This is a genomic window from Bradyrhizobium sp. 62, from assembly GCF_023073035.1.
Taxonomy (GTDB): domain Bacteria; phylum Pseudomonadota; class Alphaproteobacteria; order Rhizobiales; family Xanthobacteraceae; genus Bradyrhizobium.
In genome coordinates this window covers 27,403-40,991 of record NZ_JADPIT010000004.1, presented here as the reverse complement: position 1 = coordinate 40,991, position 13,589 = coordinate 27,403, and the positions used below count along the sequence as shown (strand labels likewise).

At 62.7% G+C, this 13,589-nt stretch carries 15 protein-coding genes and 1 pseudogene; 8 read left to right on the top strand and 8 right to left on the bottom strand.

The annotated features are described in order from the left end of the window. From IVB47_RS02750 to IVB47_RS02730, 5 genes are all read right to left on the bottom strand, one after another. On the bottom strand, nucleotides 1-1,189 hold a 1,189-nt coding region (locus IVB47_RS02750), incomplete at its 3' end, for a type II and III secretion system protein family protein (RefSeq protein WP_247459818.1). 11 nt (nucleotides 1,190-1,200) lie between these two features. Further along, nucleotides 1,201-1,998, bottom strand: a complete 798-nt coding sequence (gene cpaB, locus IVB47_RS02745; protein WP_027570201.1) for a Flp pilus assembly protein CpaB — start codon at nucleotides 1,996-1,998, stop codon at nucleotides 1,201-1,203. A 127-nt stretch (nucleotides 1,999-2,125) separates the two neighbouring features. Beyond that, nucleotides 2,126-2,650 (bottom strand): prepilin peptidase, encoded by a 525-nt coding sequence (locus IVB47_RS02740; RefSeq protein WP_027570202.1) that lies wholly within the window; start codon nucleotides 2,648-2,650, stop codon nucleotides 2,126-2,128. A 122-nt stretch (nucleotides 2,651-2,772) separates the two neighbouring features. After that, nucleotides 2,773-2,913 (bottom strand): hypothetical protein, encoded by a 141-nt coding sequence (locus tag IVB47_RS02735; RefSeq protein ID WP_247406484.1) that lies wholly within the window; start codon nucleotides 2,911-2,913, stop codon nucleotides 2,773-2,775. A 73-nt stretch (nucleotides 2,914-2,986) separates the two neighbouring features. Next, nucleotides 2,987-3,151, bottom strand: a complete 165-nt coding sequence (locus IVB47_RS02730; protein ID WP_007599783.1) for a Flp family type IVb pilin — start codon at nucleotides 3,149-3,151, stop codon at nucleotides 2,987-2,989. Between the two features lie 260 nt (nucleotides 3,152-3,411). On the opposite strand from IVB47_RS02730, the gene IVB47_RS02725 reads away from it, so the two are divergent. The 4 genes from IVB47_RS02725 (at nucleotide 3,412) to IVB47_RS02710 (ending at nucleotide 6,336) form a co-directional block, all read left to right on the top strand. Next, the gene (locus IVB47_RS02725; RefSeq protein ID WP_027570203.1) at nucleotides 3,412-4,239 is read left to right on the top strand and encodes a sterol desaturase family protein; all 828 of its coding nucleotides are present in this window, start codon (nucleotides 3,412-3,414) and stop codon (nucleotides 4,237-4,239) included. A gap of 152 nt (nucleotides 4,240-4,391) precedes the next feature. After that, nucleotides 4,392-4,889: a pilus assembly protein N-terminal domain-containing protein gene (locus tag IVB47_RS02720; RefSeq protein WP_247406270.1), complete on the top strand. Its 498-nt coding sequence runs from the start codon at nucleotides 4,392-4,394 to the stop codon at nucleotides 4,887-4,889. A gap of 218 nt (nucleotides 4,890-5,107) precedes the next feature. After that, nucleotides 5,108-5,680, top strand: coding sequence for a TadE/TadG family type IV pilus assembly protein (locus tag IVB47_RS02715; RefSeq protein ID WP_027570205.1), 573 nt, complete (start codon nucleotides 5,108-5,110; stop codon nucleotides 5,678-5,680). Between the two features lie 5 nt (nucleotides 5,681-5,685). Further along, on the top strand, nucleotides 5,686-6,336 hold the full coding sequence (locus IVB47_RS02710) for a TadE/TadG family type IV pilus assembly protein (protein ID WP_247459683.1): 651 nt from the start codon (nucleotides 5,686-5,688) through the stop codon (nucleotides 6,334-6,336). A 76-nt stretch (nucleotides 6,337-6,412) separates the two neighbouring features. Here IVB47_RS02710 and IVB47_RS02705 read toward each other — a convergent pair whose 3' ends face one another. From IVB47_RS02705 to IVB47_RS02695, 3 genes are all read right to left on the bottom strand, one after another. After that, a complete protein-coding gene (locus IVB47_RS02705; protein ID WP_007599788.1) occupies nucleotides 6,413-6,625 on the bottom strand; it encodes a cold-shock protein in 213 nt (70 codons plus the stop codon). A 270-nt stretch (nucleotides 6,626-6,895) separates the two neighbouring features. Continuing rightward, nucleotides 6,896-7,183, bottom strand: a complete 288-nt coding sequence (infA, locus tag IVB47_RS02700; RefSeq protein ID WP_007599789.1) for a translation initiation factor IF-1 — start codon at nucleotides 7,181-7,183, stop codon at nucleotides 6,896-6,898. A gap of 23 nt (nucleotides 7,184-7,206) precedes the next feature. Then, on the bottom strand, nucleotides 7,207-8,802 hold the full coding sequence (locus tag IVB47_RS02695) for a DEAD/DEAH box helicase (protein ID WP_247459681.1): 1,596 nt from the start codon (nucleotides 8,800-8,802) through the stop codon (nucleotides 7,207-7,209). 479 nt (nucleotides 8,803-9,281) lie between these two features. On the opposite strand from IVB47_RS02695, the gene urtA reads away from it, so the two are divergent. The 4 genes and pseudogenes from urtA to IVB47_RS02675 all read left to right on the top strand — a co-directional run. Then, entirely contained in the window at nucleotides 9,282-10,604 is a 1,323-nt protein-coding gene (gene urtA / locus IVB47_RS02690) for an urea ABC transporter substrate-binding protein (protein ID WP_027570208.1), read from the top strand. 84 nt (nucleotides 10,605-10,688) lie between these two features. Continuing rightward, on the top strand, nucleotides 10,689-12,296 hold the full coding sequence (gene urtB, locus IVB47_RS02685) for an urea ABC transporter permease subunit UrtB (RefSeq protein ID WP_027570209.1): 1,608 nt from the start codon (nucleotides 10,689-10,691) through the stop codon (nucleotides 12,294-12,296). Further along, nucleotides 12,293-13,471, top strand: coding sequence for an urea ABC transporter permease subunit UrtC (urtC, locus tag IVB47_RS02680; protein ID WP_247459679.1), 1,179 nt, complete (start codon nucleotides 12,293-12,295; stop codon nucleotides 13,469-13,471). Before urtB ends, urtC begins: the two co-directional genes overlap by 4 nt. Continuing rightward, nucleotides 13,468-13,589: pseudogene (locus tag IVB47_RS02675) on the top strand (ABC transporter ATP-binding protein); the annotation flags it as partial. The gene urtC and the pseudogene IVB47_RS02675, both read left to right, overlap by 4 nt.

Genomic DNA, 13,589 nt, shown 5'->3' with positions numbered 1-13,589 from the left:
TGGTCTGCTGCTGGATCAGGCCGGCCATAGCCATCGCACCTCCGGAGGGAATTTCCAGGGAGGTTTCTGCGCGGCGGGTCTTGATCGAGGGCACCGTGAGCGAGTTGACCGAGGTCGAGGTCACGGCCTGAGACAGCGTGATCGCGTTTTCGTTGGAGAGCTCAGAGACCTCCGTCATCACCCGCAGGCTGATCTTGCCCTCGGTGAGAACGACGGGGGTGAAGTTGAGCGAGATGCCGAACTTCTTGAAGCTGATCTGGGTGGTACAAACGTGCGTGGTAGGGTCGCACGCGTAGCCGGCAGGCACCGGGAATTCACCGCCGGCGATGAATGTTGCCGATTCACCGGAGATCGCGGTCAGATTCGGTTCGGCCAGCGTCCGGATCACACCCGCGGTTTCCATCGCACGCAGGGTGGCCTGCACCGACGGGGCCCCGCCGAACTTGGTGGTCAGATTGTTGCCGTCGACGAGGTTCTTGCCGAGAGCCGTGAACGGATTGGAGTTGCTGAAGCTGACGACCGAGGTGCCGTAGCTGAGATTGGCGGTAAGGTCGATTCCGAGCTGCTTGATGATGCTGCGCTGCACTTCGGCAACGGTCACCTTGAGCATGACCTGGTCGCGGCCGCGGACCACGATCGAGTTCACGACCTTCTCGGGGCCGCCCGCGAGGCGCACGGCGAGGTCGTTGGCCTGCTGGGCTTCGGCGGGATTCGCGGCCGAACCGGTCAGGATGATGCCGTCGCCTAGCCCGTCGATCTGGATGTCTGAGTTCGGCAGGACCTGCTTCAGCGCGGCCCGCACGCCGTTGAGGTCGCGCTTGACCGCGATGTCATAGGCCGCAATCTGCTGGCCGGCGGAATCGAAGAACACGATGTTGGTCTGGCCGATCGCGGCGCCGATGATGTAGGCGCGCTGCGCCGAGCGGACGACCGCGTTGGCGATCTTGGGATCGGCGACGAGCACGTCCTTGATGTCACGCGGAAGGTCGATCACGATCGACTTGCCGATGCCGAGCGAGAGGAATCGCGCGTTCATCTGACCGTCGGCCGCAGCCTGCGCCACAGGGCGATAGTCGGCGGCAACCACAGGGGTCAGCACCGGGTTGAGCGCGAGCGCGACGGTGGCCGAAAACGACAGGGCGCGGACCACAGAGGTTCGCATCGTCGCCAAGTTCGCCCTGCATTTCATATCGACAGTCCTCATCGTGCCTTCGCCGTCGAGCTTGGGATACCGTACCGAATGATCGAAATGCCATCGCGCTTCTGCGCGGAATCATCGAGCGTGATCTCGCTGAGCTTGACGTCGACGATGCTGCGCAACGCCAGCGACAGCGTGCCGCTCTGGCGTGCGGAGGAGAGCGTCGCAGTCTGCGCAGGATTGAGCTCGAGGGTGACGGTCTTGCCGACCACCGCGTTCTGCCCGTCCTTCTCCTTCGGCGCCTGGTCGATGGCCAGGACGCGGATATTGGCCAGGATGATCTCGGACGTGATCACATCAGGGGCGCCGCTGCTCTGGTCCGGATTCTTGAGACGGCGCGTCAGAAGCACGTCGACGCGGTCGTTGGGGAGGATGAAGCCGCCTGCGCCGGTTTCCGGCGAGATCTCGGTCGAAATCGCCCGCATTCCGGTGGGCAGGATTGCCGCCATGAAGCCGGAGCCTTCGGCCTTGACCAGCTTCTGGTCGCGGATCGGCTCACCCTGGATGAAGGGAGATCGTGCGATCGAGCCGGTGACCTGGGTTACTCCCTCGGGGCGCTCGTTGCGGCGGATGAAGGTGGTGCTGGCGGTCGCGGACGGCCAGGTCTGCCATTGCACGTCTTCCGGCTTGACGGTCTGGCCCAGGCCGATGTCGTTCTTGGCGACCAGGACGTCGACGGTGGGAAGCTGCGCGACCGGAGCCGGAGGCGGCGCAGAATTGTCCGAGCCGCTCGCCAGATACGCGGCGACACCGCCGGCGCAGATGGCGACCGTCAGGACGACAATGCGTGCCCTATTCATACGCTTCACTTTCCAACAAACGCCGCGACGCTGACGCCGCCGTAATCGGCAGTTGACCAGCTATTCGTCAAAGCATGGTTAATGAGGCGTATCTAAATCGCCTTAACGCCGGGTTGACCCGATGCGTTCAGCGCAATGCGAGGTGAGCGAGGTCGATCGCCTTCACCCATTCGGTCTCCGGGTAGACCATCAGCGCACTCATTGCGAGCGCGATGCCGTAGGGAATGCCGCTCTCCTTGGCGTGCAGCCGCGCGAGCCAGGCCTGGCCCGCCAGCCCATAAGGCAGCGGCCACTGCCGGAACTGGAGCAGGAGCAGCGTCAGCGCCCCGCCGAACAGCGAGGCGTAGAGCAGGAAGTTCATCAGCTGTGCGAACCCGAACCAGAGTGCGACGGAGGCCGCGACCTTGGCATCGCCACCGCCGACCCAGCCCATCGCAAAACAGGTGAAAGCCACGACCAGGACGAGCGCACCTGAGCCGACATGGCTCAGCATCTCGTAAGGTGCCATGCCACCGGCGAGAGCAAGCGCGAAAAAGCCGGCGACCAGCGCCAGCGATACGCGGTTAGAGATCGTCATCGTGAAGAGATCGCTCGCGGCGGCAAACGCCATCAGGGCAGGGAAGAGCAGAAGGCGCGCAAGGTCGAGGATCATGGGTTGCGTCTTGAGGCCTGGGTTTGCCGCGGAGCTGGCGTCGCCGGATTCTAGCCGGCAGTGCTAAACAAACCGAAAACGGCGGCAGCCGTTTCGATGGGCGGAACCAGCCGAAGGCGTGCTCACCAGAGGGAGGCGATGCGTGCGGCGAGCGCGACGGTCGCAAGCAGCAGGGCCAGGCAGACCCAGTAAGCCGGCGAGCCGGTCTGCGCGGCCTCCGCCACGTTTGCCGCGACCGCGGCATCGGTTCTGTACTTGCTCAACGCCACTGGAACTCGCCGTCTGAAAAACAAAGGCCCCGGAGGCCCGGGGCTTTTGCCGTCGTTCGTCGATCGCTTACTTCAGCGAGCTGCTGATGGAGGTGAACTTGGCGTTCAGCGTGGTGCCGAGATTGTTGACGACGGTGATGATGGCCAGCGCGATGCCGGCGGCGATCAGGCCGTATTCGATGGCGGTGGCGCCGGATTCATCTTTTGCGAAACGCGCAATCAGGTTCTTCATGAACAAAACTCCATCTGGGGTGGGATCGCCTCGTTCGGCGTTGTGCTTGACCCAATGACCATGAGATCCGAGCTCTTTCGGGAGAGTTAATTCGATCGGGCAAACCCGCCTGCCGCTGGCCAGAGTGAATTTCGCCTTAAGGCAGCCAGCTGCAATCGTTCCAGTTCCGGATGTGCAGCAAGCGCAGTTCCGGCTTCACCGTCCCTTAAATTTGAGGGAGTACGCGTAGGCGGGACCAGCAATTCGCAAGAGAGGCGACAATGTCGAGCCTGCCCATGGAAATCGCCCTGATGCTCGGCGAGACCATCGCGAAGGTGATCCCCACGACTTTCGCGCTCGCGGTGGTCTTCACCGTGCTCGAGCACGTCTGGGCCTGCAATCCCGGCGTGCCCTGGTGGCGCAAGCGGGAGATCGTCACGGACATCTGCTACTGGTTTGTCGTTCCGGTGTTCGCACGTGTCATGCGGATCAGCCTTCTGATCGTCGGTGCGAGCTTCGTCTTCAACATCCATGATGCCGACGAACTCATCGCCTTCTACGACAATGGCCACGGCCCGCTGTCGCTATTGCCGCTCTGGGTCCAGGCCGTGCTGTTCCTGGTCCTGTCCGATTTCATGCTGTACTGGCTGCACCGGCTGTTCCACGGCGGCGGGTTCTGGAAGTACCACGCGATCCACCACTCCTCGGAGGAGATCAGCTGGATTTCCGCGGCCCGCTTCCATCCCGTCAATCTCGTGCTCGGTACGATCGCGGTCGACGTCGTGCTGCTGATGGCCGGCATTTCGCCGAACGCCATGGTCTGGCTCGCCCCGTTCACGACCTTCCATTCGGCCTTCGTGCACGCCAACCTCAACTGGACCTTCGGGCCGTTCAAATATGTGCTGGCGACGCCGGTGTTCCATCGCTGGCACCACACCTCGCTCGCAGAGGGCGGCGACACCAATTTTGCCGGCACGTTCCCGATCTGGGATGTGCTGTTCGGCACTTTCCGGATGCCCGAGGGGCAATTGCCGCAGGATTACGGCAAGGATGAAGCCACCATGCCGAAGGAGATCGGAGGGCAGCTTGCCTATCCGTTCCGCCGCTAGGTTCTCGGGGCCGCGAAATGCCAGTCCGTTCAAACAATAGTCGGCGAATTTGCGGAACGTTCACGAATTGAGGGCAGGTTAGCCGGGTCGGGCACCGGCTCGGCTGTTATCCGATTGCTTCTGCCGGTTTGTGACGTCCCGGGGGTAAGAGTATGCGTAAACAACTGCTGCGCCGTCATGCGCGCGTCTGTCTTCTGGTTGCGGCCGCGGTGCTGGCATCGCCGGCTGCTGGCCTTGCCGAGCCGACCGCAGATGCCATTGCCGTGAATGTCGACCAGGCCAAGCTGGTGCGGTTGCCTGGCAAGGTGGCGACCATCGTGGTCGGCAATCCCATGATCGCCGACGTCACGCTCCAGCCTGGTGGCATGATCGTCGTGACCGGCAAGGGCTATGGCGCCACCAATTTCATCGCGCTCGACCGAGGCGGCGAGATCCTGGTCGATCGCCAGATCCAGGTCGAAGGTCCGAGCGATCGGCTCGTCACCGTCTATCGCGGGATCGAGCGCGAGTCCTACAGCTGCATGCCGGTTTGCCAGCGTCGCGTGACGCTCGGCGACAGCGACACCTATTTCAACAACACGATAAGTCAGGCCGGTTCGTTGAGCAGCACGGCCAGCGGCAATGCTGGTGCGGGCGCCAAGACGAACTGAGCGGGTTTGCCGGGGCAAGGATCGCCCCGGGCCGATGCGGGCGCATGAGTTTCTCTCTCCGTATGCTCGTCTCAATGCTCTCGTCTCCTTGGCCTGGGTCGTTCACGGTTAACGCGCCCCTAATGGCCCGGGTCGCCGGGTGCGGATCGCCTGAAACACTTAAACAATCAGTTTCCGCTATTGAACATGGCAGATGATTGCTGCTGCTGGGGAATTTGATGCCTTCGCCTGCACCTACGAGGTTCACGCTCCTCGCCATGCTGCGCCGGTTTCGCGGCAGTCGCCGCGGCTCCGCAGCCGTCGAGTTCGCGCTGGTCGCACCGATGTTCTTCGCGCTGCTGTTCGCCATCATCGAGACGGCGCTGATGTTCTTGGCGACCCAGGTGCTCGAGAGCGCCAGCCAGAATTCCGCGCGGGTGTTGCTGACGGGGCAGGCGCAATCCGGTTCGGTGGCGGCCTGCGCGGTGTCCGGCGTGAGCACGCCCTGCTCGCAAACGACGTTCAAGGCTTACGTCTGCAGCCAGATCCCAGCGCTCTTTGATTGCACCAAGCTCTACATCGACGTTGTGAGTACAAACTCGTTCGGAGCACTAAGCCTCACCAGCTACGGCAATTCCTGCAGCTTCAACCCGGCCGGCGTGCAGTACAATGCCGGGGCCGCCGGCCAGGTCGTCGTGGTGCGCCTGTTCTATCAGTGGCCGCTCATCGTCACCGGCCTTGGCTTCAACATGGGCTGCAGCAACAAACGGCTGCTGGTCGCGACCGCGGCCTTCAAGAACGAACCTTTTTGAGACAGATGGATTCGAGCAAGCCGATGCAGCCGATTGCGCATATCTGGAGGAATACCGGTCAATTCGTGCGTGACTTCGTCGCCGACAAGCGCGCGCTCGCGGCGACCGAATTCGCGGTCATCGTGCCGCTGATGCTGGTGATGTTCTTCGGTACCGTCGAATTTTCATCGGCCGTGGCGATTGATCGCAAAGTCACAATGATTGCACGGACACTGTCCGATTTGACGTCGCAGTCAACGTCGCTCGACCCTGGCGACTTGCAGGACACGTTCACGGCAAGCATTTCGATGATCATGCCTTACGACGCTACGCTCGTGAACGGCACGGTTCTTCAGATCTATATCGACTCGAGCAGCGTCGCCAAAATTAAATGGAGCCAGTCCGCCACCATTGCCAACGGTGCGACGCAGGCCACGCTGACGGCTCCGCCCTCGGCTCTGGCTGCTGGTACCACGGTCACCTCGATGATTCCGTCGACGCTCTTGATCCCGAAGACCTACCTCATTTACAGCGAGGCGAGTTACCTCTACACGCCTTCTGTCAAATTTGTTCTGAAGTCGGGCATCACGCTGAGCGATGTCTCCTACACGCGTCCGCGCCAGGTCACCTGCGTTCCTTACAACGGCGTACCGTCGCTGCCGTGCCCCCTGAACTAGAAAAAAGGCCGGGCATTGTGCCCGGCCTTTTCATTTGACTTGTTCGCTCGAGCCGATCGGGCCGTAAGCGGTAGGCTCAACCGGCGGAACGGAGGTTGTCCGCTGCCGACTTGCCGGAACGGCGGTCGGCCACGATCTCGTAGGAGATCTTCTGACCTTCGCGCAGCGTGCCGAGGCCTGCACGCTCCACAGCGCTGATGTGGACAAACACGTCCTGGCCGCCATCGTCGGGCTGGATGAAGCCGAAGCCTTTGGTCGCGTTAAACCACTTCACGGTTCCCATGCTCATGGGGGTAGTCCCTTCTCAGATAACACAATGTCAGAGCCCGCTCGCGCGGACAGGTTAGATCGAATTTTTGGAAGGGTCGTCAGCGTGTCTGAACCGGCTGTACCGGTGGATGCTAATGTCGTCCGGCCGAAAATCGATTAATTCATTTTATTGGAAACAGAACCCCAAAACAATGCTGACGTGCACGATTTTTTGATCCGCCGTGATGCTCACGGCGGATCAGCATACAGGTCGGAACTTCAGGTCCGCGCTCGCGCGCTGAGACCCCGACTAGCGGCGGCGGAACTGGCCGCCGCGCTGCCCGGGGCGCGGAGGTCCGCCCATCCCGCTCGGACGTTCGTCCTTGTGGCGGAAAATCAGCCGGCCCTTTTCGAGGTCATAGGGCGACATCTCAACCGTCACGCGGTCGCCCGCCAGAGTCTTGATGCGGTTCTTCTTCATCTTGCCGGCGGTGTAGGCGACGATCTCGTGTCCGGCGTCGAGCTGCACGCGGTAGCGCGCGTCGGGGAGGATTTCGGTGACCAGTCCTTCGAACTGGATCAGCTCTTCCTTAGCCATGAATTTCTCCAGGTCGTGGACGGCTAGTGCGAATGGGGTTTGCGGTTCGGTTGGCCGTTCGGCCGACTCTCGCGGCGCAAAAAGGCAACGCCTTGTATCCCATCAGACGCCCCGGCGCTATGCGCGGAACGCTGTTCCGGACGGCCGTTTGGCGAAGAATGCGCCTTGCCGCCGGTGTGGTCGCGACGAGGAGCCTTCGAAGCCTTCGGGCCACTGCCGGGCCGTGCGTCAGCACGCCTGGCGTCGCCATGCCGTCCCTCGCCGGGTCTTCCGTCGCCCTGCTTGGCGGCGCTGTGGTGGCGCCCGTCCGCATGCCTTTCGTCGGCACGGCGACCGTCACCGTGGCGTCCCTCACCAGACCTTGCGCCTTGCGGACGCTGGCCCGGGCGGCCCGGCCGACCCTGTCGTTGCTGCTGCGGGGGAGGGCCCGCATCCCGGCGGCCGGCGTCGGTGCGGCGATCCTCACGCGGCAGCGCCACTTTGATCAGCCGCTCGATATCGCGGAGATAGCTCAGCTCCTCGCCGCCTGCGACCAGTGAGATCGCGGTACCCTCGGCACCCGCGCGCGCGGTGCGACCGATGCGATGCACATAGGTCTCCGGCACGTTGGGCAGGTCGAAATTGATGACGTGGGTGATGCCGTCGACATCGATGCCGCGGGCGGCGATATCGGTGGCGACCAGCGTGCGGATTTCACCGGTGCGGAACTGGGCAAGCGTCCGTTCGCGATGGTTCTGCGACTTGTTACCGTGGATGGCGCTGGCGGGGATCCCCGCCTTCTCGAGTGTCTTTACGACCTTGTCGGCGCCGTGCTTGGTGCGAGTGAAAACCAGCGCGCGGTTGACCTGCTCCTGCTTCAACAGCTGGGCGAGGAACGCCGGCTTGGCGGAGAAGTCGACCTGGATGATGCGCTGCTGGATGCGCTCCACGGTCGAGGAGACCGGGGTCACCGCGACGCGGGCGGGATCGCGCAGCATGGCGTCGGCCAGCTCGGCGATGTCCTTCGGCATGGTGGCCGAGAAGAACAGCGTCTGCCGCTTGATCGGCAGCTTGGCGACGATTTTGCGGATGTCGTTGATGAAGCCCATGTCGAGCATGCGGTCGGCCTCGTCGAGCACGAGGAATTCGACGCTTCCAAGCCTCAGTCCGTTGCTCTGCACGAGGTCGAGCAAACGGCCGGGGGTGGCGACCAGCACCTCGACGCCCTGCATCAGCGAGCGGACCTGACGGCCCATCGGCACGCCGCCGATGGCGAGCGTCGAGGACAGGCGGATGTGGCGGCCATAGGCATTGAAACTGTCGAGGATCTGGCCTGACAGTTCGCGGGTCGGCGACAGCACCAGGACGCGGGTCGTCTTCGGCTGCGGCTTGATGCGATTCTCGAGCAGGCGGTGCAGGATCGGCAGCGCGAAAGACGCGGTCTTGCCGGTTCCGGTCTGGGCGATGCCGACGACGTCGCGGCCGGTCAGTACGGTCGGAATCGTCTGGGTCTGGATGGGGGTGGGGGTGACGTAGTTCTCTTCGGTGAGAGCACGAGCGATGGGTTCGGCGAGGCCGAAATCCTGAAACGAAGTCAAAAGGTGGGTTCTTTCCATGTCAAAAGCGGGCGCCCGGCGCATTCGGCGCGGCGCGCGCAAAAGGGTGTCAAGAGGGACACCTGCGTGTTTGGGGTGTCGGATGGCTTGATGGGATGGGGCAAGCCAGACGCCCGTAAGGGCTTAAGAACACGCGGCTCGCAACGGTCTCTGATTCGAAAGAGACCTCGCCCCCCATATGGAACATTGAGGCGGCGCTTTCAAGGCAGGCGCACCACAAATGGCGATCGCGGTGCAGAAATAGTTATGCCGGAAATTTAGCCAGGGTTGGAATTTTGCTTAGAAAATAGCCTGCCTGCCGCATTCGCATACATTTGAATTGCTCAATGTTTAGGCGACGTGGCGATGGCGATGCTTGGTTTTCTGTCGATTTCGCCAGCGAAATCAATGGCCTAATATGTGTCTAATCCATGGCACGGTTCTTGCGAATCCGTTAATCGCAGGCGGCCGTTGGGGCCGTTTCGCAGCGTTTTTCACGTCTGCGTCAGGGAGATGAGACACTCATGCATAGCAAATCCACTCACGATATAGCGGCGCCATTTAGCCGCCGTGGCGTTCTCGCCGCGACCGCCGGACTGATGCTTGGTCTGGCTTCCATTTCCGGTGCGAAAGCGGCGGACGACACCATCAAGGTCGGCGTGCTTCATTCTCTCTCCGGCACCATGGCTATCAGCGAGACCACGCTGAAGGACACCATCCTCTTCCTGATCGACGAGCAGAACAAGAAGGGCGGCGTCAACGGCAAGAAGCTCGAAGCCGTCGTCGTCGATCCCGCTTCGAACTGGCCACTGTTCGCCGAGAAGGCGCGCGAGCTGATCACCAAGGATAAGGTCTCGGTCGTGTTCGGCTGCTGGACCTCGGTGTCGCGCAAGTCGGTGCTCCCGGTGTTCAAGGAGCTGAACAGCATCCTGTTCTACCCCGTGCAGTACGAGGGCGAGGAGAGCGAGCGCAACGTGTTCTACACCGGTGCCGCGCCGAACCAGCAGGCGATCCCCGCCGTCGACTATCTGATGAAGGACGAGAAGGTGAAGCGCTGGGTGCTCGCGGGCACCGACTACGTCTATCCGCGCACCACCAACAAGATCCTGGAAGCCTATCTGAAGTCCAAGGGTGTCGCCCAGGAAGACATCATGATCAACTACACGCCGTTCGGTCATTCCGACTGGCAGACGATCGTGGCCGACATCAAGAAGTTCGGCTCGGCCGGCAAGAAGACCGCCGTGGTCTCGACCATCAACGGCGACGCCAACGTTCCTTTCTACAAGGAGCTCGGCAACCAGGGCATCAAGGCGAAGGACATCCCGGTCGTCGCGTTCTCGGTGGGTGAGGAAGAACTCGCCGGCATCGACACCAAGCCGCTGCTCGGCCATCTCGCCGCCTGGAACTACTTCCAGTCGATCAAGTCGCCGGAGAACGAGAAGTTCATCAAGGCGTGGCAGACCTACACCAAGAATCCGAAGCGCGTGACCAACGATCCGATGGAAGCGCACGTGATCGGCTTCGACATGTGGGTCAAGGCGGTCGAGAAGGTGAAGTCGACCGATCCGGACAAGGTGATCGACGCGCTCCCGGGCATCGAAGCCAAGAACCTGACCGGCGGCACCTCCAAGATGCTTCCGAACCATCACATCACCAAGCCGGTGTTCATTGGCGAAATCAAAGCCAACGGCCAGTTCGACGTGGTGTGGAAGACCCCGGGTCTTGTCGCGGGCGACGCCTGGTCGAAGGAGCTCGACGGCTCCAAGGACCTGGTCGGCGACTGGGTCGGCAAGAAGTGCGGCAACTTCAACACCAAGAGCAACAAGTGCCTCGGTTCGGGTTCCTGATCCGAATCTGACACTTCATTGCATGATCGGAGAAGGCGGCGATCCCGCCGCCTTCTCCACCCTTTTCTGCCGGGGTCTTTCACAGTGCCAGCCAATTTGTCCGCCCGCCTCTGTTCGCTCCTGCTCTCGTTGTTCCTGATCGCGTTCGCACTGCCGGCCTTGGCTGGTCCGTTCGAAGATGCGGTCGCCAAATTCGCCAACGACGATTATTCCGACACGGAAGAGGCGATCGGCGTGGTCGCGAGCAGCGGCAATACGCTGGCCTTTCCGATCATCAGCGCGCTCCAGGACGGCCGGCTGATGGCCGATCCGGACAGCAAGAAGGTTTACGTTACCGGCGCCGACGGCAAGTCGATCGATGCTGCGACCGGTCAGGCCGTGGCCAGTGTGCCCGACAGTGCAAGCGCGGTCCGCCTCAACAACCGCCTGCGCCGCAGCGTCGATGCCGCGATCGGCAGTCTGACGCTGCAGTCACCCGACATCGGAGCGCGGCTCCAGGCGGCGCAATCCGTCTTCAAGTCGCATGAGGAGACGTCGCTCGAAGCCGTCGACGGCGCGCTCGCCAAGGAAACCAACCGATCCGTCAAGGCTGCGCTGGGCGACGCCCGCGCGGCGATCCTGTTGTTCAAGCCTGATGCCACCGAGGTCGAGAAGCTCGAAGCCGTTGCCACCATCAAGGCGCGCGGCGACCAGGAGGCGATGGCGCTTCTCACCGGCATGGGCGACCAGCCGGCCTCGGTGACCAAGGCTGCCGCGAGTGCAATAGGCTCGATCCAGAGTTCGCTCGCGGTCTGGTCGATGGTGCAGAATGCCTGGTACGGCCTCTCGCTCGGTTCGGTGCTGCTGCTTGCAGCGATCGGGCTTGCCATCACGTTCGGCGTGATGGGCGTCATCAACATGGCCCATGGCGAGATGGTGATGATCGGAGCCTACACCACCTTCGTGGTGCAGGAGGTGATCCGCACCCGCTATCCCGGCCTGTTCGACTATTCGCTGCTGATCGCGGTGCCGCTCGCCTTCCTGGTGGCGGGCGCGCTCGGCGTCGTGATCGAGCGCAGCATCATCCGCTTTCTCTATGGCCGTCCGCTGGAGACGCTGCTGGCGACGTGGGGCCTGTCGCTGGTGCTGCAGCAGGCCGTGCGCACCATGTTCGGCCCGACCAACCGCGAGGTCGGCAACCCCTCATGGATGAGCGGCGCATTCGAGCTCGGCCAGATCACGATTACCTATAACCGGCTCTGGATCCTTGTCTTCACGCTCGCGGTGTTCGTCATTCTGCTCGCGATGCTGCGCTACACGGCACTCGGGCTCGAGATGCGCGCGGTCACGCAGAACCGCCGCATGGCGGCTTCGATGGGCATCGCGACCTCGCGTGTCGATGCGTTGACCTTCGGCCTCGGCTCGGGCATTGCCGGCATCGCCGGCGTGGCGCTGTCTCAGATCGACAATGTCAGCCCCAATCTCGGCCAGAGCTACATCATCGACAGCTTCATGGTCGTGGTGTTCGGCGGCGTCGGCAATCTCTGGGGCACGCTGGTCGGCGCCTTCACGCTCGGCATCGCCAACAAATTCCTGGAGCCGGTCGCCGGCGCCGTGCTCGGCAAGATCGCCATCCTCGTTCTCATCATCCTGTTCATTCAAAAACGGCCGCGCGGTCTGTTCGCGCTCAAGGGCCGTGCGGTGGAAGCATGAGTCCTCACATGCTGACGCGATCGCTGGACCGCGGCGCGACGATCTTCCTTGCGGTCGTCGTGGCCTGCGGCATCCTCATCCCGCTCTCCAACCTGCTGCTGCCCGCGGGCTCGTTCCTGCAGGTGCCGACCTATCTGGTCGCGCTCTGGGGCAAATATGTCTGCTACGCCATCCTGGCGCTCTCGATCGACCTGATCTGGGGCTATTGCGGCATCCTTTCGCTCGGCCACGGCGCCTTCTTCGCGCTCGGCGGCTACGCGATGGGCATGTACCTGATGCGGCAGATCGGCAGCCGCGGCGTCTACGGCAATCCGATCCTGCCGGACTTCATGGTGTTCCTGAACTATTCGAAGCTGCCCTGGTACTGGTACGGCTTCGACATGTTCTGGTTTGCCGCGCTGATGGTGCTGATCGTACCGGGGCTGCTCGCCTTTTGCTTCGGCTGGCTCGCCTTCCGCTCCCGCGTCACGGGCGTGTATCTGTCGATCATCACGCAGGCGATGACCTATGCACTGCTGCTCGCCTTCTTCCGCAACGATTTCGGCTTCGGCGGCAACAACGGCATGACCGACTTCAAGGACATTTTGGGCTTCAACGTGCAGGCCGAGGGCACGCGTGCTGCGCTGTTCGCGCTGAGCTGCCTGGCGCTGATCGCCGGCTTCCTGATCTGCCGCGCCATCGTCTCGTCCAAGCTCGGCAAGGTGCTGATCGCCGTGCGCGATGCGGAATCGCGCACGCGCTTCCTCGGCTACCGCGTCGAATCCTACAAGCTGTTCGTGTTCACGGTGTCGGCCTGCATGGCCGGCGTCGCCGGCGCGCTCTATGTGCCGCAGGTCGGCATCATCAACCCAAGCGAATTCGCGCCGGGCAATTCGATCGAGGCAGTGATCTGGGTCGCCGTCGGCGGCCGCGGTACGCTGGTCGGCGCTGCGCTTGGCGCCGTCGTCGTCAACTACGCAAAGACGTTCTTCACCTCCGGCATGCTCGCGCCTTACTGGCTGTTCATGCTGGGCGCCATGTTCATCCTGGTGACGCTGCTGCTGCCCAAGGGCATCGTCGGCACTTTCAACGCCTGGTGGGACTCGTCGAAGGACAGGCGCGACGCCGCGACCATTGCGAGCGCCGCGGCCGAAGACGGCGTCACCGAACCTAAAATGGCGGAGGAAGCGCAATGAACGTCATGGACACCCGCGCCACCTCCGCAATGCTTTATCTCGACGGCGTGCACGTCTCGTTCGACGGCTTCCACGCCATCAACAACCTCTCGCTGACGCTCGAGCCCGGCGAGATGCG